We start from the raw sequence: 20,051 nt of genomic DNA on the forward strand, positions 1-20,051 counted from the left end.
CCGTCCGGTGATTCAAGTTCTCGCCTTCTATCTGTTCGCGACGATCGTCGTGGCCTCCGGGGCCATGGTGATCTTTGCGCGCAATCCCGTGCACAGTGTGCTCTGGCTGATCCTCGCCTTCTTCAATGCGGCGGGCCTCATGGTGCTGCTCTCGGCCGAGTTCGTCGCGATGCTGCTGGTCATCGTCTATGTCGGCGCGGTCGCGGTGCTGTTCCTGTTCGTCGTCATGATGCTCGACATTGACTTCGCGCAGCTTCGCGCCGGGTTCGTCAGCTATTTCCCGCTCGGCGGCGCCATTGCCGTGGTGCTGCTGGTCGAGCTGGTGCTCGGCGTCGGCGCCTGGAAGGCGGGCGCGATCAATCTCGGCCAGCGCGCCGCCAGGCTGCCGGACGCGACGCCGAACATCGAGGCGATCGGGCAGCTGCTCTACACGCGCTACATCTTCCTGTTCGAGGCGGCGGGTCTGATCCTGCTGGTCGCGATGATCGGCGCGATCGTGCTGACGCACCGTGCGCGCGGCGGCACCCGCCCGCAGAATATCGACCGGCAGAACCGCCGCCGCCCGGACGAGGCCGTCCGCAATATTGATCAGCCAGTCGGGCAGGGAGTGGAGCTGTGACGTTCTCCACTCAAGAAAAAGCCGTTCGGTTCGAGCGGCCGTCGAGCGAAGGCGAGACGGCTGTCGAGAATTCGGCGCTACGCTGCCTTTCTCGACTCCGGTTCTCGACAAGCTCGAACCTCAGCTCGAAACGAACGGATTTAGGGGAGGCATTCGCATGATCGGCCTCGCGCATTATCTCGTCGTCGGCGCGATCCTGTTCGCGCTCGGCGTGCTCGGGATCATCATCAACCGCAAGAACGTCATCATCATCCTGATGTCGATCGAGCTGATCCTGCTCGCGGTGAACATCAATCTCGTCGCGTTCAGCGCCTATCTGGGCGATCTGGTCGGGCAGGTCTTCGCCATGTTCGTGTTGACCGTTGCCGCTGGTGAAGCGGCGATCGGTCTTGCGATCCTCGTCATCTATTTCCGTGCGCGCGGCACCATCGCCGTCGACGACGTCAACCGGATGAAGGGCTGAGCCGGCGCCATGATCTCCATCATCGTCTTCGGCCCGCTGCTCGCCGCGATTATCGCCGGGCTCGGCAATCGCATGATCGGCAATGTGCCGGCGAAAGTCATCACGACCGGCGCCCTGTTCCTGTCCTGCGCGCTCTCCTGGCCGATCTTCCTGCAGTTCCTGGGCGGCCATGGCGAGCAGATCGTCGAGCCCATCTTCACCTGGGTGAAGTCCGGCACGCTGGACGTGAGCTGGGCGCTGCGGGTCGACACGCTGACCGCGACCATGCTGGTGGTGATCACCAGCGTCTCGGCGCTCGTCCATCTCTATAGCTGGGGCTATATGGACGAGGACCCGGATCAGCCGCGCTTCTTCGCCTATCTCAGCCTGTTCACCTTTGCGATGTTGATGCTGGTGACGGCCAACAACCTGCTGCAGCTCTTCTTCGGGTGGGAAGGTGTCGGTCTCGCATCCTATCTGCTGATCGGTTTCTGGTTCAAAAAGCCCTCTGCCTGCGCCGCCGCGATCAAGGCGTTCGTGGTCAACCGCGTCGGCGATCTGGGCTTCATGATGGGTATTTTCGGTATCTATCTGGTGTTCGACACCATCTCGATCCCGGACATTCTCGCCGCGGCGCCTGCCATGGCCGGCTCGACCATCGGGTTCCTTGGCGCCCGCTTCGACACGATGACGGTGCTCTGCCTGCTGCTGTTCATCGGTGCCTGCGGCAAGTCGGCCCAGCTTGGCTTGCACACCTGGCTTCCGGACGCGATGGAAGGCCCGACGCCGGTCTCCGCCCTCATCCACGCCGCGACCATGGTCACGGCGGGCGTGTTCATGGTCTGCCGCCTTTCGCCGCTGTTCGAGACGAGCCATGTCGCCATGTCGGTCGTCACCATCGTCGGCGCCGCGACCTGCATCTTCGCCGCGACGATCGGCACGGTGCAGAACGACATCAAGCGCGTCATCGCTTATTCGACCTGTTCGCAGCTCGGCTACATGTTCTTCGCGGCGGGTGTCGGCGCCTATGGCGCGGCGATGTTCCACCTGCTGACCCACGCCTTCTTCAAGGCGCTGTTGTTCCTCGGCGCCGGTTCGGTCATTCACGCGATGCACCATGAGCAGGACATGCGTTACTACGGCGGGCTCTATAAGAAGATCCCGATCACGTTCACGACCATGCTGCTCGGCACGCTCGCCATCACCGGCGTCGGCATTCCCGGCACGCAGATCGGCTTTGCCGGCTTCTTTTCCAAGGACGCGATCCTCGAGAGCGCGTTCGCAGCGGGCGGCCATGGTACCGGCGCCTTCTATGTCGGCGTGCTCGCCGCGCTGCTGACCAGCTTCTATAGCTGGCGCCTGATGTTCCTGACCTTCTGGGGCAAGCCGCGCTGGGCCGCGAGCGAGCATATCCAGCATGCCGTCCACGGCGATCATGACGATCATCCGGATGCGGAAGACGCTGGTCACGAGGACACGCACGCCCATAGTCATGACGCGCACGGCCACGACGCGCATCACGGCCACGCCGCCGAGGGCACGGCCGGCTATCATCCGCATGAGAGCCCGTGGGTCATGCTGATCCCGCTCATCCTGCTGAGCGTCGGCGCGGTGCTGGGCGGCTTCGCCTTCCACCATGCCTTCGTCGATCCGGAAGGCGGGGCGCATTTCTGGGAAGCCAGCACGCTCTTCTTCAACGAGCATCTGATGCATGCCTCGCACGGCGTGCCGCTCTGGGTGAAATGGTCGCCGTTCACGGTGATGGCGCTCGGCCTCATCATCGCCTGGCTCTGCTACATCAAGAACACCGACTGGCCGGCCAAGGTCTCGGCGCAGTTCTACCTGCTCTACGATTTCCTGCTCCACAAATGGTATATCGACGAGCTGTATGACCTGATCTTCGTGCGCCCCGCCTTCGCGCTCGGCCGGCTCTTCTGGAAGGGCGGCGATCAGGGCACGATCGATCGCTTCGGCCCCAATGGTCTCGCCTCGCTGGTCGTCGCCAGCGGCCGGGTCACCCGGGCTTTGCAATCGGGCTATCTCTATTCCTATGCGCTGGTGATGCTGATCGGCCTCGCGGCGGCCGCAACATGGGCGATCATGCCGAAATGACCCAGAGCTTTCCCATCCTCTCCCTGATGCTCCTCGTGCCGATGATCGGCGCGCTCGCCTGTCTCTACATGGAGGCGCAGGCGGCGCGCTGGATCGCGCTCGGCGCGACGCTGATCGACCTCGTCCTAGGCATCTACCTCTGGCTGCACTTTGACATGAGCGCGGGCGCGCCGGAATGGCAGTTCCAGGAGATGCATGCCGGGCTGTTCGGCCGCTTCTCGTATGCGCTGGGCATAGACGGCATCGCGCTCACCCTGATAGCGCTCACCGTTTTCCTGATGCCGATCTGCATCGGCGCGAGCTGGGAAGCGATCGAGAAGCGGGTCGGCGAATATATGGCCGCCTTCCTGTTCATGGAGACGCTGATGATCGGCGTCTTCGCGGCGCAGGACATCTATCTCTTCTACATTTTCTTCGAAGCCGGCCTCATCCCGATGTATCTCATCATCGGCATCTGGGGCGGGGCGGACCGCATCTACGCGAGCTACAAATTCTTCCTCTACACCTTGCTCGGCTCGGTGCTGATGCTGATCGCGATGCTGTGGATGACGCGCGCGGCGGGCTCGACCTACATCCCGACGCTGATGGCCTTCGATTTCGATCCGGCGATCCAGAACTGGCTCTGGCTGGCCTTCTTCGCGAGCTTTGCGGTCAAGATGCCGATGTGGCCGGTCCACACCTGGCTGCCCGACGCGCACGTGCAGGCGCCGACCGCCGGCTCGGTGATCCTGGCGGGCGTGCTGCTCAAAATGGGCGGCTACGGTTTCATTCGCTTCTCGCTGCCGATGTTCCCCGAGGCGTCCGCGCATTTCGCCTGGCTGATCTTCGGCTTGTCGATGGTCGCGGTCGTCTACACCAGCCTCGTCGCGCTGGTGCAGCAGGACATGAAGAAGCTGATCGCCTATTCCTCGGTCGCGCATATGGGCATCGTCACGGTCGGCCTCTTCGCCTTCAACCAGCAGGGCATCGAGGGTGCGATGATGGTCATGCTCGGCCATGGCCTTGTCGCTGGCGCGCTCTTCCTGTGCGTCGGCGTCATCTATGATCGGCTGCATACGCGCGAGATTGATCGCTACGGCGGCCTCGCCATCAACATGCCGCGTTACGCGCTGCTGTTCATGCTCTTCACCATGGCCTCGGTCGGCCTGCCTGGCACGTCGAACTTCGTCGGCGAGCTGCTGAGCCTGATGGGCGTCTATCAGGCGTCGAGCTGGGTCGCGCTGGTCTGCACGACCGGCATCATCCTGGGCGCGGCCTATATGCTCTATCTTTATCGCCGGGTCGTCTTCGGCGATCTGACCAAGGATGATGTCCGCGCCATGCCCGACCTGTCGGTGCGCGAGCTGTTCCTGCTGGTGCCGATCGCGCTCGCGGTGCTGTGGATGGGCATCTATCCGGAGAGCTTCCTGGCGCCGATCCGCGGCAATGTCGCCAGCCTCGTCGCGCGCACCGAGCGGGCGAAGCCGGAAGGCGACGCCAAGCTCGTCATGGGCAAAGTCGCGCCCGCGGCGCATGAGGAAACAGAACATGGCCCGGCAGCGGGCGGGGAGTCGCACTGATGGATACCGCGGTCCTCGTCTCGGTCCTGCCCGAGATCCTCCTGACCGTCGCGGGCCTCGTGCTCATGATGGTCGCGGCCTATGCCGGTGACGCCGCGGCGCGCATTGTCAGCTGGCTGTCGGTCGCATCGCTGGCGCTGGCGGGCGCCACGCTTGCCTGCCCCGCCGTCCACGCCGGTGGCCCGATCTTCGACGGTCTCTACAGCGCCGACGCCTTCTCCGCCTTCGCCAAGGCGCTGATCTTCGCCGCCGCCGCTGCCTGCATCCTCGTCGCCCCGCGCTTCTTCGATGGGGAAGGGGGCCTGCGCGCCGAATATCCGATCCTCATCCTGTTCGCCTGCGTCGGCATGTCGATGATGGTCTCGGCGATCGACTTTCTGACGCTCTATGTCGGCCTTGAGCTGAACAGCCTCGCGGCCTATGTGCTGGCAAGCTTCATGCGCAAGGATGTGCGCTCGGCAGAAGCCGGCCTCAAATATTTCGTCCTCGGCGCACTGGCCTCGGGCATCCTGCTTTACGGCATGTCGCTGCTCTACGGCTTTGCCGGGACGACTCAGTTTGCCGGTGTCGCCGTGGCGCTGAAGGATGGCCTGGGCGCGGGCGAGTTGTTCGGCCTCGTCTTCATCCTCTCGGGGCTGGCCTTCAAGATCAGCGCCGTGCCGTTCCACATGTGGACGCCGGACGTCTATGAAGGCGCACCGACACCGGTCACCGCTTTCTTCGCCAGCGCGCCCAAGGTGGCGGCGCTCGGCCTCACCACGCGCGTCGCGATCGTCGCGCTCGGCACGGCGGGCCACAGCTGGCAACAGATCATCATCTTCATGGCGCTGGCCTCGATCCTGCTCGGCGCGGTCGCGGCGATCAACCAGCCGAACATCAAGCGGCTGCTGGCTTATTCCTCGATCAACAATATCGGCTTCGCGCTGATCGGCCTGGCGCCGGGAACCGCAGAGGGCGTCGCCGCCGTCCTGTCTTATCTCGCCATCTATGTGGTGATGACGATCGGCAGCTTCGTCTGCGTCCTCCAGATGCGCGACAAGGACGGCAAGCCGGTCGAGAGCATCGCCAGCCTGGCGGGCCTGTCGCAGACGCGGCCGGGCCTGGCAGCCGCCTTCGCCATCTTCATGTTCAGCCTTGCGGGCATCCCGCCGCTGTTCGGCTTCTGGGCGAAGTTCCTGGTGTTCGACGCCGCTGTGGCCGAGGGCATGACGGGTCTCGCCGCGATCGGTATCGCCTCGTCGGTGATCGGTGCTTTCTATTATCTCAGGATCGTCAAGACGATCTACTTCGATGCGCCGGCCGAGGGCTTCGCGGAAGCGCGCAGCCCGATCGATTATGGCATCATGACGCTGTGTGCCGCCGTCATCGTGCTGGGCTATCTGCTGAATCCGCTGCTCGGCTCGGCGAGCGCTGCGGCGGCGGCATCTTTGTTCTGAAACCAGCTCATATTTTCACCGTTCGCCCTGAGCTCGTCGAAGGACCGTTCTTTTCTTTAGCGACGTCGAGAGGACGGGGAGTCCTTCGACAAGCTCAGGGCGAACGGGAATAGGAGCAGCGGATGACAGCGCCCTATAGCCGCATTCATCTCGTCCCGGAGACCGGCTCCACCAATGCCGATTTGCGTGCCCAGGCCGCCAACTGGCCGGAAGGCGACTGGCTCCGCGCCGAGCGCCAGACGGCGGGGCGAGGCCGCCTCGGTCGCGAATGGCGTAGCCCGGACGGCAATCTCTACGCCTCGACATTGATCGGGCTGCGGCCGGGGGATCCGCCCGTCACCGGCCTTGGCCTGATGCTGGGTGTCGCCGTCCATGCCGCTCTGTCCAATCTATTGCCCGCTGCTGCGCTGCATCTCAAATGGCCGAACGATGTCATGTGCGGCCCGGCCAAGCTCTCCGGCATGCTGCTGGAGCGGGAAGGGGACTGCATCGTCGCGGGCGTCGGCATCAATGTCACGCAGGCGCCCATGCTCTCCGACCGGCCGACCATCGCGCTCGCTGATCTGCCCGGTGGCTCCGGCATGACCGCGCGGCATGTGCTTGAAGCACTGGTTCCCGCCGTCGATCATTGGCTCGCCCTCTGGCGCGCGGGCGGCACCTCTGCCATCACCAAGGCCTGGCTGCCCCGCGCCCACCCCGTCGGCACGCGTCTGACCGTCTCGACCGGGACCGATCGGCCACAGACCGGCCATTTTCTCGGCCTCGATCCGGATGGAGCCTTGATCCTGGGCCACGACGACGGCACGGAGAGTCTGGTTCACAGCGGCGACGTCGGAATCCTTTGACGCCTCGCCTGTAGGAATAACGCCATGCTGCTCGCCATCGACGCCGGCAACACCAATGTCGTCTTCGCGCTCGTCGACACGGACCGCACGATCCGCGCCCGCTGGCGCATCGCGACCGATCCGCGCCGCACGGGCGACGAATATGCCGTATGGACCAACCAGCTCCTGTCGCTGGAAGGGTTGACCATGGCGGATGTGACCGCTGTGATCATCTCGACGGTGGTTCCCCGCGCGCTTCACAATCTCGAAGTGCTGGCCCAGAAATATTTCAAAGTCACGCCACTGATCGCCGGGCGCCCGCCGGTCCAGTGGCATATCAACGTCGACGTGCCGATGCCCGAGACATTGGGCGCGGACCGCGCGGTCAATGCCATCGCCGCTCATGCGGCCTATGATGGCGATCTCATCGTCATCGATTTCGGCACCGCGACCACCTTCGATCATATCGACTATAACGGGGCCTATAAGGGCGGCATCATCGCGCCCGGCATCAATCTCTCGCTCGATGCATTGGTCAGCAATACCGCCAAACTGCCCCGCATCGCGATCGAGGCTCCCTCGGGCAATGGCTCGGTCATCGGCCGCACCACGGAGGACCAGATGCTGATCGGCGTCTTCTGGGGCTATGTCGCGATGATGGAAGGGCTCGTCGGCCGCATGCGCAAGGAAATCGGCCGCCCCGCAAAGGTGATCGCCACGGGGGGGCTTGCCGTGCTATTTGATGAGAAGACCGACCTTTTCGACGCGATCGTGCCAGATTTGACCCTGACCGGCCTCGCCATCCTCTACGAGCGGAGCCTGAAGACCACATGACACCCGGTGACGAGCTGCTTTTCCTTGCCCTGGGCGGCTCGGGCGAGATCGGCATGAATCTCAACCTCTATGGATGTCGCGGCAAATGGGTGATGGTCGACCTCGGCGTCACCTTCGGCGACGCCATGTCGCCCGGCATCGATCTCATCATGCCGGACACGGCCTTCATCGAAGAGCATGCCGAAGACCTGCTCGGCATCGTGCTGACCCACGGCCATGAGGATCATATCGGCGCCGTGCCGTATCTCGCGGCCGATCTGGGCGTCCCTCTCTACGCGACGCCGTTCACGGCCGGGCTGCTGAAGGGCAAGCTTGCCGAGGAGGGGCTGGAGGAGCAGATCGAGCTTAACATTATCGGCGAGGACGAGGCGTTCCAGCTCGGCCCGTTCGGCTTCCGCTATTTCCCGCTCGCCCATTCGATTCCCGAAGGCAATGCGCTGCTGATCGAGACGCCGTTCGGCCGCATCTTCCACACCGGCGACTGGAAGTTGGACGAGGAGCCGCAGATCGGCGTGCCCACTACAGCCGAGGAACTGCGCGCGATTGGCGACCAAGGCGTGCTGGCGCTGGTCTGCGACAGCACCAACGTGTTCAACAAGGAGCCGAGCGGATCGGAAGCCTCCGTGCAGGCCGATCTGCTCACCTCCGTCTCAAACGCCAAGGGCCGCGTTGTCGTCACCACCTTTGCCAGCAATGCCGCGCGCTTGCAGACGCTCGCCAATGTCGCGCGCCTGACCGGGCGCAAGCTTTGCGTCGCGGGCCGCTCGCTCGACCGCATCATCGCCGTCGCCAAGAGCTGCGGCTATCTGCAGAATTTTCCGCCGCTGCTGGATTTCGACGGGATCATGGCGGTGCCGGCCAACGAAGCAATGATCATTGCGACGGGCGGACAGGGCGAGCCGCGCGCGGCCCTCGCGCGCATCGCGACCGACCAGCATCCGATCAAGCTCGACGGCGGTGACACGGTGATCTTCTCCTCGCGCAAGATCCCCGGCAACGAGATTGCGATTGGCCGCATCCAGAATGCGCTGGCGGGCAAGGACGTGGAGATGATCACCGAGAGCCAGGCGCATATTCACGTCTCGGGCCATCCGGGACGCCCGGAGCTGGCCGCCATGTATGACTGGATCCGCCCGGAAATGCTGATTCCCGTCCATGGCGAGCGCCGCCACATGGCCGAGCAGGCGCGGCTCGGCGCGGAGCATGGTATCGAGAAGAGCATCGTCCAGATGAACGGTGATGTCATCCGCATCGCGCCGGACGGGCCGGTCAAGCTCAGTGAAGTGCGTGCCGGCCGGCTCGTGCTGGATGGCGATGTCATCCTGCCTGCCGACGGCGCGACGATGAACGAGCGCCGCAAATTGCTGCTCAATGGCCATCTCAGCGTGGGCCTCGCGATCGGCGGATCGGGCAAGCTGGTCGGCGCGCCGGAAATCCGCCTGCAGGGCGTGCCGATCGAGGAGGATCGCGATCAGTTCCTGGAGCAGGCAGCGCAAGCGCTCGCCGACGTCGTGAAGAAAAGCGCCCGCAAGGGCAGCGACCTCGAGGCTCTGCGGGAGGCGATCCGCATCGGCGTGCGCCGCGTGGCGGTTGAATGGACCGGCAAGAAGCCGATCGTCGACGTGACGATCGTCCAGGTCGGCTGAACGGGACGAGCCCCCATCATGCGCTGGACATCGCTTCTCGCCATCTATTTCCTGTTCTGGTTTCTCAGCCTTTTCCTGGTCTTGCCTTTCGGTATTCGCACCACGGATGAAGTTGGCGGGGAGAAGATACCCGGCCAGGCCGACAGCGCGCCGCATGAGTTTCGGCCGCTGAGGATCGTCCTGCGAACGAGCCTCGTGGCGCTGGCGCTGTTCGCGCTGTTCTATGCCAATTACAGCTTTGGTTGGATCACGACCGACACGCTGCGCAGCTGGTTCCACGGGCCGGCGGAAGCCAATCGCTGACGCTCGGCATTGAAGACCGCCGTCATTCCCGCGAACGGGCGAATCCTGCCGCAACATCACCAGACCAGGGTGATATGGACGTCTAACCGAGTTACAAGACGATGGCGGCGAGCGTGGCAGGTGCTCGAAGTCCAGTCCCCAAAGACCTCGCGGGGATCGCGCCAGGGCGAATCCGTCCGCACAATCCTCAGAACATCTCGACGAACATCCGGTTGTCCCGTCCGGTCGAACCCTTCTGATCAGGGCGACCAATAAGCCGTGCCCTCCCCAAGCACCGGCGCTCAGCATCAGCCGGTCCATCACGCCAAGATCGCTTCCTCAAAAGTAACCTTGAATCAGTACTCTACCCAAAAGGGCTCGTTAGAGTCCGCGCCACCTATCGCTCAGAGGATCGACTGGCGCGCGCTATCCAGATCGTCCGGCGTGTCGACGTCCAGCAACGCATCCGCGCCAGCCACGACCAGCGTAGCCCCGACGGCGAGGCTGCGGGCGCCCTTGTCGCCTTCGAGGGCCTGAAGCGCCGCGAACAGGCTTGCCGGGAACAGGGACGGAGGCTGAGGAGTGCCACCCTCTGCCGTTGAGAAAACGGGGGCGCTGCTGTCGCGCAGGAATGTCGCGACGAGACGCGCCAGATGCGCCGCCGTCACGAAGGGCATATCGGCCAGCAGGATGAGCAGCGCCGACGCGCCGGCCTCCCGCGCTGCGGTCGCCGCGATCCGCAATGAGGTGGCCATGCCATGCTCGGGATGGGGATTGGGGCACAGGCGATAGCCGAGCGTGTCGGCATCGAAGTCGTCGCCCGCCACAAGGAAGCGATGATCAGCGCCGACCGACAATCCCGCGTCAGCGGCCCATTTGATCAGCGGCCGGTCGCCGAGCTGTGCCAACAGCTTGTCTGCGACGCCGAACCGCGTCGATCGCCCGGCGGCCAGCAATGCGACGGCCAGACCCTCAGCGCGCGCCACGCAATGTGCCCACCATGCCGGCCGCGATCGAGAGCGCGATCTCCTGCGGCCCAAGCCCGCCGATATGGATCCCCGCCGGCCCGTCGACGCGCCTGAGATCCTCGGCGCCGATCCCCATGGCGGCAAGTCGCTCAAGTCGCCGCGCCTGATTGGCGCGCGAGCCGAGCGCGCCGATATATCCTGTCGGCGCCTGCAAAGCTGTGAAGAGGGCGGGATCATCGATCTTCACGTCATGGCTGAGCGTGACGACGGCCGCGCTGCCGTTGGGCGCGAAGGCGGCGACGGCTTCGTCGGGCCAGGCATCGGTCAGCGTCACGCCCGGAAAGCGATCGGCGCTCAGAAAGCGTTCACGCGGGTCGTTGACGGTCACCGCAAAGCCCGTCGCGCGCGCAATCGCGGAGAGCGCCTGAGCGATCTGCACCGCGCCGACGATGAGCAAGCGCCGCGGCGCTTCGTAAACATTGACGAACTGCCCTTCGTACGCGCCCAGGATCGTACGGCCGGTTGCGAGATCGGTCGAGAGCGTGACGGCTATGCCCGCCGCCCGGGCGGCAGCGATCTGCGCGAAGAAGCCGGGCGAAAATCCCGCCTCGCTCACCGGTTGCACCATGACGCCGATCATGCCGCCACAGGGCAGGCCGGGCAGCCAGATGCTGGGATCACTGCTGCCATAATGATGGACGCTGGCGGGCGCGCCCGCGATCACGCCTTCGGCAATGGCGAACACCTCATATTCGACGCAGCCGCCGGAGATGGAACCAGCGAACCGGCCATCCGCCGCGAGCAGCAAATGTCCCCCGCGCGGGCGCGGCGCGGAGCCCGACGCCTCGATGACCGTCGCCAGCGCCATGGGTTGCCCGGCCCATGCCTGGGCCGCCGCGATGATCTCGTCTATGTCGTTCAAGTAACGTCCTATATTTTTATAAATACAGGGACTTGCCGCAGCCCCACAATATTGACGGCAAACAGCTTAGGGCAGGGCGATGGACATTGACAACCGCTCGCCCGCCGGATCATGCTCGCCCCATTCAGGATTGCGGAGGAGTGCGGGCATGACGACGACATTGTCAGTCAACGGGCAAATGCGACAGGTCGATAGTGATCCCGCGAAGCCTCTTCTCTGGGTCCTGCGCGAGGATCTCAATCTGCTCGGCACGAAGTTCGGCTGCGGCATGGCGTTGTGCGGCGCCTGCACCGTTCATATCGACGGCAAGGCGACGCGCTCGTGCGTCACGCCGGTGAGCGCGGCTGTGGGCAAGAAGATCACAACCATCGAAGCCGTCGCCGCAACGCCGGCCGGCAAGAAGGTGAGCGAGGCCTGGACGGCGCTCGACGTTCCCCAGTGCGGCTATTGCCAGGCGGGGCAGATCATGACCGCGACGGCGCTGCTGACCGACAAGCCCAAGCCGACCGACGGTGAGATCGACGCGGCGATGACCGGCAATATCTGCCGCTGCGCCACTTATGTCCGCATCCGCGCCGCGATCAGGCAGGCGGCGGGCCTCAACGAAGGAACCGCAGCATGAACGCGCCTCTGCTCGATCGCCGCGCGATCCTGAAAGCCTCGCTGGTCGGCGGCGCGGCGCTCGTCTTCGACGCCAAGGTGGCTTTGGCCGCCACGCCGGGCGCCAAGGCGACGACGCTCAACGCCCATATCCGGATCAATCCCGACAACAGCTTCGTGATCGGCGCGCAAAACCCGGAGATCGGCCAGGGCATCAAGACGATGCTGCCGATGCTCATCGCCGAGGAGCTCGACATCGACTGGGCGCAGGTCCAGATCGAGCAGACCATCGCCAATGAGAAGGTCTATAATGGTCAGTTCGCGGGCGGCAGCTTCGCGACGCCAACCCATTTTCTGCCAATGCGCCGCATCGGCGCGGCGGCGCGGCAGATGCTGGTCAAGGCGGCGGCGGCGAAATGGAGCGTCCCCGAGGACAGCCTGACGACCGGCAGCGGCAAGGTCATTCATGCCGCCAGCAAGCGCTCGGCGACCTATGCTTCCCTGGCGGTCGACGCGGCCAAGGTGCCGGTGCCAGATCTCGCCAAGGTGCCGCTCAAGACGCCCGCGCAATACAAGATCATCGGCAAGTCCAAGATCGGCGTCGACACGCCCGCGATCGTCGCGGGCAAGCCGCTGTACGGCATCGACGTCGTGCAGCCCGGCATGGTCTATGCCGCGGTCGAGGCCTGCCCCGCCTATGGCGGCACGGTCGGCAGCTTCGATGCCGATGGGGTGAAGAAGCTCCCCGGCGTGATCGCCGTCGTGCCGATCAACACCAGCTACGATCCCAAGATCGGCAATGACGCCATCGCCATCGTCGCGACGAGCTGGTGGGTGGCCAACGAAGCGCGCAAGGCGCTGAAGCCGGTGTGGAACGACGCGGAGGCCAGGCAATATTCGACGGCAGGCTTCGCCTCGGCAGCCGCGGCACAGATCGACAAGGCGCCGCAAGGGGATCTCGTCAAGAAGGGCGATGCCGAAAAGGCGCTCGCCGGCGCGGCCAAGACCGTGACCGCGAAATATGATTATCCATTCCTCGCCCATGCCACGCTCGAGCCGCAGAATTGCACGGCCCTGTTCCAGGACGGAAAGATCGAGTTCTGGGCGCCGACGCAGAACCCCGCGCCCGGCCGCGCGCTCGTCGCGCAGATGCTCGGCATTCCCGCCGAGGCAATCACCATCCACATGACCCGGATCGGCGGCGGTTTCGGCCGGCGCCTCTCCAACGACTATATGGCCATCGTCGCGCAGATCGCGAAGGGGGTGCCTGGCAAGCCGGTCAAGATGATCTTCACGCGCACCGACGACCTGCGTCATGACGTCTTCCGTCCGGCGGGCTGGCACAGCTTCACTGCCGGTCTCGACGCGCAGGGCAGGCTGGTGGGCCTCAAGGACCATTTCGTGACGTTCGGCGAGGGCGGCAAGCCGGGAACCGGCGCGGGGATGAGCGGCGAGTTCCCCGCAGCCCTGATCGGTGACGTCCACTACGGCGTCTCCTACCTGAAGAGCAACGTGCCGACCGGCTATCTGCGGGCGCCGACTTCGAATGCCATGTCCTTCGTATTCCAGAGCTTCCTTGACGAGGTGGCGCTGGCGGCGGATCTCGACCTGGCGGAGTTCCTGCGCCGCACGATGGGTGAGGGGCGCTTCATCGAGCCGGTCAAGGGCGTGACGGGCGAGTTCGACACGCGGCGCGCCCGGGCGGTGATCGACAAGGTCTGCGCCATGGCGGGCTGGAAGGGCCGCGAAGGCGGCAACGGCAAGGGCCGGGGCTTCGCCTTTTACTATAGCCACCGCGGCTATTTCGCCGAGGTGGTCGACGTGACGGTCAACAGCGGCGGCGCGGTCCATGTCGACAAGGTCTGGGTCGCGGGCGATGTCGGCAATCAGATCATCAATCCGATCAATGCGCTCCATCAGGTGCAGGGTGCCGTCATCGACGGGATCGGCCAGGCGACCGCCGGCCAGAAGATCGAGATCGTCAACGGCAGCGGCAACCGCACCAACTTCCACGATTATCCGCTGCCCCGCATCACGGCGGCGCCAGCCGAGATTGTCGTTGAGTTCGTGCCGTCCGACAATCCGCCAACGGGGCTGGGCGAGCCGGCACTGCCGCCGGTGATCCCGGCGATCGCCAACGCGATCTTCGCGGCGACCGGAAAGCGCATTCGCTCGTTGCCGATCGTGCCGGCACAGCTGGTCTGACATTCCCGACGTCACCTCAGCGAAAGCTGGGGTGACGGGAAACGCTACAGGATTTCCCGCACCTTTTCCGGCGGTCGGCCAAGGCGTACACCCTTGTCGGTCTCGACCAGCGGGCGCTCGATCAGGATCGGATCGGCGACCATCGCGTCGAGGATCGCCCCGTCGCTCGCATCCTTGAGCGCGGCAGCGCCGTCCTCGGCCTTGCGCAGCCCTTGGCGCGGCGTCAGGCCGGCTTTGGCATAGAGGGAAGCGAGCTTGTCCCGGCTCGGCGGCATCTTGAGATAGTCGACGATCTCGACCTCGACGCCCGGCGCCTCCCGCAGGATCGCCAGCGTCTCACGCGACTTAGAGCAGCGGGGGTTGTGATAGATGGTGGCTTTCATCGGCTCACTCTATCTTCTGACGTTCCAGCCATTCCTCCAGCCATTTGATCGAATAGTCGCCGTTCTGGACGTCCGGATCGGCGATCAGGCGCTGGTGGAGGGGGATGGTGGTCTTCATGCCCTCGATGACGAACTCTTCCAGAGCGCGCTTGAGGCGCATCAGGCAACCCTCGCGGGTGCGCCCATAGACGATCAGCTTGCCGATCATGCTGTCGTAATAAGGCGGCACATTATAGCCTTGATACAGCGCGCTATCGACGCGGACATGCATGCCGCCGGGAACATGATACATGCTGACCTTGCCGGGCGAGGGCGCGAAGGTCACCGGATCCTCGGCATTGATGCGGCACTCGATGGCGTGGCCGGAGAAGACCAGATCCTCCTGCTCGACCGACAGCGGGCGCCCTTCGGCGATACGGATCTGCTCGCGGACCAGATCGAAGCCGGTGATCATCTCGGTCACCGGATGCTCGACCTGGATGCGCGTGTTCATCTCGATGAAGTAGAACTCGCCATCCTCGTAGAGAAACTCGATCGTGCCGGCGCCGCGATAGCCCATGTCGGCCATCGCCTTCGAGACGATGCCGCCCATGCGGGCGCGTTCACCCGCCGAGATGACCGGCGAGGGCGCTTCTTCCAGCACCTTCTGGTGGCGGCGCTGCAGCGAGCAGTCGCGCTCGCCGAGATGGATGGCATTGCCCTCGCCGTCGCCGAAGATCTGGAACTCGATGTGGCGTGGATTGCCGAGATATTTCTCCATATAGACGGTGTCGTCGCCGAACGCCGCCTTGGCCTCGCTGCCGGCCTGCTGCATCAGGCTCTCGAGTTGGTCCTCGTCCGGCACGACCTTCATCCCGCGCCCGCCGCCGCCCGACGCAGCCTTGATCAGCACCGGATAGCCGATCTCGCGTGCGATCGCCTTGGCTTCGGCGATGTCGCTGATCGCGCCGTCCGAGCCCGGCACGAGCGGCATGCCGAGCGCGCCGGCAGTGCGCTTGGCCTCGACCTTGTCGCCCATGGTGCGGATATGCTCGGGCTTGGGGCCGACGAAGATCAGCCCGTGCGCCTCGACGATCTCGGCGAACTGGGCATTCTCGGAGAGGAAGCCATAGCCGGGATGGATCGCGTCCGCGCCGGAGATTTCAGCCGCCGAGATGATCGCCGGAATGTTGAGATAGGAGTCGCGTGCCGCCGGCGGCCCGATGCAGATCGCCTCGTCGGCCAGGCGGACATGCATCGCGTCGGCATCGGCGGTGGAATGGACCGCGACCGTCTTGATGCCCATCTCGTGACAGGCGCGATGGATGCGCAAGGCGATCTCGCCGCGATTGGCGATCAGCAGCTTCTCGATGCTCATAGCGTGCGCGGCCTTCAACCGACGACGATCAGCGGCTGGTCATATTCGACCGGCTGGCCATTCTCGATAAGGATCGCCTGGACCGTGCCCGCCGTGGGCGCCGTGATCGGGTTCATGACCTTCATCGCCTCGACGATCAGCAGGGTCTGGCCGGCCTTCACGCTGTCGCCGACCTTGACGAAGTTCGGAGCGTCCGGCTCGGGCGTGAGATAGGCGGTGCCGACCATGGGCGACTTGACCGTGCCGGCGGCATTGCCGGCGGGAGCAGCTTCGATTGCAGCGGGGGCGGCCGCAGGTGCGGGGGCAGCGACGGGCGCAGCGGCCGGCGCGGCATAGGTCGCAGCCTGGGCCGCCGGCTTGCGCGCGACGCGGATCCTGCGATCGCCATCCTCGACTTCGATTTCGGTCAGATTGGTGTCGTCAAGCATCTTGGCAAGCTCGCGCACAAGCTTCACGTCCACTTGCATCGCGCTGCCATTGCTGTCGGTCTTGTCGGCCATTGAATGTCCCTTGGAAGATCTGTTCTGGTCTTTTGGAATGGGCGCAGGGCCTATTGCCCTTCGTGCCATAACGCAACAGCTTCGACGCGCGCTGGTTCCGCCGTGGGCGCCAGCGCCACGCCCTAATCCATTTCGAGCGCGGCTTCGAGGGCCAGCATGTAGCCGAGCGGCCCGAAGCCGGCGATCGACCCCTTGGCGGCCATGCCGACATAGCTGTGATGCCGGTAGGCCTCGCGCGCGGCGGGGTTGGAGATGTGCACCTCGATCACCGGCACCGTGATCGACTTGATCGCGTCGTAGAGCGCCAGCGACGTGTGCGTCAGCGCCCCGGCATTGAGGATGACGGCCAGTGCGCTTTCGGCATTGGCCTCGTGCAGCCAGTCGATGAGATGGCCCTCATGATTGGACTGGCGAAAGTCGATCTCCGTCGCCGCGCGGCGCGCCTCGTCCTCCATGCGCTCGGCTATGTCGTCGAGCGTGTCGAAGCCATAAATCTCCGGCTCGCGGGTGCCGAGCAGATTGAGATTGGGACCGTTCAGCACGAAGATTTTTCGGGGAGACGCCATCGGCCATCCTGTCCTTTTGGTTGCGAGCCTCTGGCGCCTCCCTATATGGCGGCCGGGGCGGCTCTCAAAGCGAAAGGTGTATCAGCGGGATGAGCGTGGACGGAACCATCGGCATCCATGTGAATGGCGAGCATCGCCGCGTCCGCGCCGGCCATACGATCGCGCACCTCGCCAACCAGCTCGGCCTCGCGCCGGAGAAGATCGCCGTCGAGCGCAATCTGGAGGTGGTGCCGCGCTCCCTGTTGGACCAGGTCATCGTCGAGGATGGCGACGAGCTGGAGATCGTGCATTTCGTTGGTGGCGGTGACGGGCAGCCGGTCCTCGCCAACGACAGCTGGACGGTTGCTGGCAAGAGCTTCACCTCCCGGCTCATCATCGGCACGGGCAAATATAAGGATTATGCGCAGAATGCGGCGGCCGTGGAGGCATCGGGCGCGCAGATCGTCACGGTGGCGGTGCGCCGGGTCAATGTGACCGACCCCAAGGCGCCGATGCTGACCGACTTCATCGATCCGAAGAAGATCACTTATCTGCCCAACACCGCCGGCTGCTTCACGGCCGAGGATGCGATCCGCACGCTGCGCCTGGCGCGCGAGGCGGGGGGCTGGGACCTGGTGAAGCTGGAGGTGCTGGGCGAGGCCCGGACGCTCTATCCGAACATGGTCGAGACGCTGCGGGCGACGGAAATCCTCGCCAAGGAAGGCTTCAAGCCGATGGTCTATTGCACTGACGATCCGATCGCAGCGCAGCAGCTGGAGAGCGCCGGCGCGGTCGCGATCATGCCGCTCGGTGCGCCGATCGGCTCCGGGCTCGGCCTGCAGAACCGCGTAACGATTCGGCTGATCGTCGAGGGCACGAAGCTGCCGGTGCTGGTCGATGCCGGCGTCGGCACGGCCTCGGACGCGGCCGTCGCGATGGAACTGGGCTGCACCGGCGTGCTGATGAACACCGCCATTGCCGAGGCGAAGGATCCGGTCCTGATGGCGGCCGCAATGAAAGCCTCGGTCGAGGCCGGGCGCATGGCCTATCTGGCGGGGCGGATGGGCCGGCGCATGTACGCCGACCCCTCGAGCCCGCTGGCGGGATTGATCTGAGGCATATCCGCCTGATGAAGCACGGCTATCGGCTCGTCGCAAACGGCTGACGTGGCCGGAACCACGCCGCAAACCGCTCGTTCTCCTACCGAACCCCTCGAACGACGGAGCAGAAAGATGGGCGAACTGATCGACAAGGCGAAAGGCATCGGCAACGAAATCGCCGGCAACGCCAAGCAGGCGCAGGGCGAGGCAACCAACAATCCTGACAAGAAGGCCGAGGGCCTGGGTCAAGAGATCAAAGGCAAGGCGCAGCAGATCAAGGGATCGATCAAGGGCGCGCTCGGCGACAAGGTTTGATCCATAGATTCGGGCTTCGCGCCCCCATCGCGAAGGTCATGACGGGCCATCCGATCTCTGTCGGATGGCCTGTTTGTATCCGGCCTGCTTGATCGGGCGCGAGCGCCACCCTATCGGCGCCGCATGACACCGCTCAGCATTCGGTTGCTTCGGGCCGACGAGACCGATCTGGCTGCCGCCATCTCCCGCCGTGCGATGCGGACCGTGCCCTGCTTCGACGAGACGCTGCACAGCCCGCAGGAAGACAGGGACTTCTGGCGCGAGCACATCTTCCCGACCTGCGAGATCTGGGGCGCCTTCGAGAAGGATGTGCTGCTCGGGCAGGCCGCCGTCTCGGAAGGTTGGGTCCATCAACTCCATGTCGATCCGATCGGGCAGGGGCGTGGCATCGGCAGCGCGCTGCTGGCCGCGCTCAAGATCGGTATGCCGGACATCCAGCTCTGGACCTTCCAGGCCAATCACGGCGCGCGGCGCTTCTACGAGCGGCATGGCTTCATCGCAGTGGAACAGACGGATGGCTCGCGTAACGAGGAGCGCGAGCCGGACGTGCGCTACCGCTGGGTACGATAACCCCCTCCGTTTCATATTGCTGCCGTTTGCGGCAAACCGGCGGTTTGACCGAAAAGCACGCGCATCCTATGGGCGGCGCACATATCTTCCGATCCGTGCAGGGAGTCGCGCATGAAGAAACTCTATCCCGATGCCAAGGCAGCGCTCGACGGCCTGCTCTTCGACGGCATGCTGATCTGCGCGGGTGGCTTCGGCCTGTGCGGCATCCCGGAACGGCTGATCGACGCGATCCGCGAGTCGGGCGTCAAGGATCTGACTGTTGCCTCGAACAATGCCGGTATCGACAATGAGGGCCTCGGCAAGCTGCTGCGCACCCGCCAGATCAAGAAGATGATCAGCTCCTATGTCGGGGAGAACAAGGAGTTCGAGCGGCAATATCTTTCCGGCGAGCTGGAGGTCGAGTTCTGCCCGCAGGGTACGCTGGCCGAACGCTGCCGCGCGGGCGGCGCGGGCATTCCGGGCTTCTACACCAAGACCGGCGTCGGCACGCTGGTGGCCGAGGGCAAGGAAGTGAAGAATTTCGACGGGCAGGATTATGTGCTCGAGCGCGGCATCTATGCCGATGTGTGCATTATCAAGGGGTGGAAGGCCGACGAGGCCGGCAATCTGGTCTTCCGCAAGACCGCGCGCAACTTCAATCAGCCCATGGCGACGGCCGGCAAGATCTGCGTCGCGGAAGTCGAGGAAGTGGTGCCGACCGGCAGCCTCGATCCGGACAGCATCCATCTGCCCGGCATTTATGTGAAGCGTATGGTCGTCGGCGCGCCCTATGACAAGAAGATCGAGTTCCGCACTGTCCGTCAGCGTGAAGCTGCCTGACGATGCGGAGCGC

Annotated in this window: 21 protein-coding genes and 1 pseudogene; 15 read left to right on the forward strand and 7 right to left on the reverse strand. The window is 64.8% G+C overall.

The annotated features are described in order from the left end of the window. Positions 1-7 precede the first annotated feature (7 nt). The 9 genes from KK488_RS00855 to KK488_RS00895 all read left to right on the forward strand — a co-directional run bounded on the left by KK488_RS00855 (position 8) and on the right by KK488_RS00895 (position 9,775). Positions 8-619 carry an NADH-quinone oxidoreductase subunit J gene (locus KK488_RS00855; protein ID WP_214621243.1) on the forward strand — a complete coding sequence of 204 codons (612 nt, stop codon included), beginning with the start codon at positions 8-10 and terminating at the stop codon, positions 617-619. 157 nt (positions 620-776) lie between these two features. Further along, on the forward strand, positions 777-1,082 hold the full coding sequence (nuoK, locus tag KK488_RS00860; protein WP_214621244.1) for an NADH-quinone oxidoreductase subunit NuoK: 306 nt from the start codon (positions 777-779) through the stop codon (positions 1,080-1,082). A 9-nt stretch (positions 1,083-1,091) separates the two neighbouring features. Beyond that, a complete protein-coding gene (gene nuoL, locus KK488_RS00865) occupies positions 1,092-3,173 on the forward strand; it encodes an NADH-quinone oxidoreductase subunit L (protein ID WP_214621245.1) in 2,082 nt (693 codons plus the stop codon). After that, positions 3,170-4,732: an NADH-quinone oxidoreductase subunit M gene (locus tag KK488_RS00870; protein WP_214621246.1), complete on the forward strand. Its 1,563-nt coding sequence runs from the start codon at positions 3,170-3,172 to the stop codon at positions 4,730-4,732. The genes nuoL and KK488_RS00870 overlap by 4 nt, the downstream gene beginning before the upstream one ends. Beyond that, positions 4,729-6,168: an NADH-quinone oxidoreductase subunit NuoN gene (gene nuoN, locus KK488_RS00875; protein ID WP_214621601.1), complete on the forward strand. Its 1,440-nt coding sequence runs from the start codon at positions 4,729-4,731 to the stop codon at positions 6,166-6,168. The genes KK488_RS00870 and nuoN overlap by 4 nt, the downstream gene beginning before the upstream one ends. Before the next feature lie 122 nt (positions 6,169-6,290). Then, on the forward strand, positions 6,291-7,013 hold the full coding sequence (locus tag KK488_RS00880) for a biotin--[acetyl-CoA-carboxylase] ligase (RefSeq protein WP_214621247.1): 723 nt from the start codon (positions 6,291-6,293) through the stop codon (positions 7,011-7,013). 24 nt (positions 7,014-7,037) lie between these two features. Next, the gene (locus tag KK488_RS00885) at positions 7,038-7,826 is read left to right on the forward strand and encodes a type III pantothenate kinase (protein ID WP_214621248.1); all 789 of its coding nucleotides are present in this window, start codon (positions 7,038-7,040) and stop codon (positions 7,824-7,826) included. Then, positions 7,823-9,472: a ribonuclease J gene (locus KK488_RS00890; protein WP_214621249.1), complete on the forward strand. Its 1,650-nt coding sequence runs from the start codon at positions 7,823-7,825 to the stop codon at positions 9,470-9,472. The genes KK488_RS00885 and KK488_RS00890 overlap by 4 nt, the downstream gene beginning before the upstream one ends. Before the next feature lie 18 nt (positions 9,473-9,490). Continuing rightward, positions 9,491-9,775, forward strand: coding sequence for a DUF1467 family protein (locus tag KK488_RS00895; protein ID WP_214621250.1), 285 nt, complete (start codon positions 9,491-9,493; stop codon positions 9,773-9,775). 125 nt (positions 9,776-9,900) lie between these two features. Here KK488_RS00895 and KK488_RS00900 read toward each other — a convergent pair. The 3 genes and pseudogenes from KK488_RS00900 to KK488_RS00910 all read right to left on the reverse strand — a co-directional run. Continuing rightward, a pseudogene (locus tag KK488_RS00900) lies at positions 9,901-10,075 on the reverse strand (IS5/IS1182 family transposase); the annotation flags it as partial. Positions 10,076-10,158: 83 nt separating this feature from the next. Then, positions 10,159-10,740, reverse strand: coding sequence for a nucleotidyltransferase family protein (locus KK488_RS00905; RefSeq protein ID WP_214621251.1), 582 nt, complete (start codon positions 10,738-10,740; stop codon positions 10,159-10,161). Next, entirely contained in the window at positions 10,727-11,644 is a 918-nt protein-coding gene (locus KK488_RS00910) for an XdhC family protein (protein WP_250889963.1), read from the reverse strand. The genes KK488_RS00905 and KK488_RS00910 overlap by 14 nt, the downstream gene beginning before the upstream one ends. A gap of 148 nt (positions 11,645-11,792) precedes the next feature. Between KK488_RS00910 and KK488_RS00915 the strand changes: the two genes are divergently transcribed. Both KK488_RS00915 and KK488_RS00920 read left to right on the forward strand, forming a co-directional pair. Further along, entirely contained in the window at positions 11,793-12,266 is a 474-nt protein-coding gene (locus KK488_RS00915; RefSeq protein WP_214621252.1) for a (2Fe-2S)-binding protein, read from the forward strand. Further along, a complete protein-coding gene (locus tag KK488_RS00920) occupies positions 12,263-14,449 on the forward strand; it encodes a xanthine dehydrogenase family protein molybdopterin-binding subunit (RefSeq protein WP_214621253.1) in 2,187 nt (728 codons plus the stop codon). Before KK488_RS00915 ends, KK488_RS00920 begins: the two co-directional genes overlap by 4 nt. Before the next feature lie 44 nt (positions 14,450-14,493). Here the strand turns inward: KK488_RS00920 and arsC are convergent, their stop codons facing one another. The 4 genes from arsC to aroQ form a co-directional block, all read right to left on the reverse strand. Next, positions 14,494-14,832, reverse strand: a complete 339-nt coding sequence (arsC, locus tag KK488_RS00925) for an arsenate reductase (glutaredoxin) (RefSeq protein WP_214621254.1) — start codon at positions 14,830-14,832, stop codon at positions 14,494-14,496. Positions 14,833-14,836: 4 nt separating this feature from the next. After that, positions 14,837-16,189: an acetyl-CoA carboxylase biotin carboxylase subunit gene (gene accC / locus KK488_RS00930; protein ID WP_214621255.1), complete on the reverse strand. Its 1,353-nt coding sequence runs from the start codon at positions 16,187-16,189 to the stop codon at positions 14,837-14,839. A 14-nt stretch (positions 16,190-16,203) separates the two neighbouring features. Beyond that, entirely contained in the window at positions 16,204-16,689 is a 486-nt protein-coding gene (gene accB, locus KK488_RS00935) for an acetyl-CoA carboxylase biotin carboxyl carrier protein (RefSeq protein WP_214621256.1), read from the reverse strand. Positions 16,690-16,811: 122 nt separating this feature from the next. Then, entirely contained in the window at positions 16,812-17,255 is a 444-nt protein-coding gene (gene aroQ, locus KK488_RS00940) for a type II 3-dehydroquinate dehydratase (protein ID WP_214621257.1), read from the reverse strand. An 89-nt stretch (positions 17,256-17,344) separates the two neighbouring features. Between aroQ and thiS the strand changes: the two genes are divergently transcribed. The 4 genes from thiS to KK488_RS00960 all read left to right on the forward strand — a co-directional run bounded on the left by thiS (position 17,345) and on the right by KK488_RS00960 (position 20,038). After that, positions 17,345-18,349 (forward strand): sulfur carrier protein ThiS, encoded by a 1,005-nt coding sequence (thiS, locus tag KK488_RS00945; RefSeq protein WP_214621258.1) that lies wholly within the window; start codon positions 17,345-17,347, stop codon positions 18,347-18,349. 51 nt (positions 18,350-18,400) lie between these two features. Then, entirely contained in the window at positions 18,401-18,649 is a 249-nt protein-coding gene (locus KK488_RS00950; RefSeq protein ID WP_349356834.1) for a CsbD family protein, read from the forward strand. 123 nt (positions 18,650-18,772) lie between these two features. Then, positions 18,773-19,219, forward strand: a complete 447-nt coding sequence (locus KK488_RS00955; protein ID WP_214621259.1) for a GNAT family N-acetyltransferase — start codon at positions 18,773-18,775, stop codon at positions 19,217-19,219. A gap of 111 nt (positions 19,220-19,330) precedes the next feature. After that, a complete protein-coding gene (locus KK488_RS00960; protein ID WP_214621260.1) occupies positions 19,331-20,038 on the forward strand; it encodes a CoA transferase subunit A in 708 nt (235 codons plus the stop codon). The last annotated feature ends 13 nt before the right edge of the window (positions 20,039-20,051 follow it).

Origin of the sequence: Sphingobium nicotianae (genome assembly GCF_018603885.1) — a bacterium.
GTDB classification, from domain to species: Bacteria; Pseudomonadota; Alphaproteobacteria; order Sphingomonadales; family Sphingomonadaceae; genus Sphingobium; species Sphingobium nicotianae.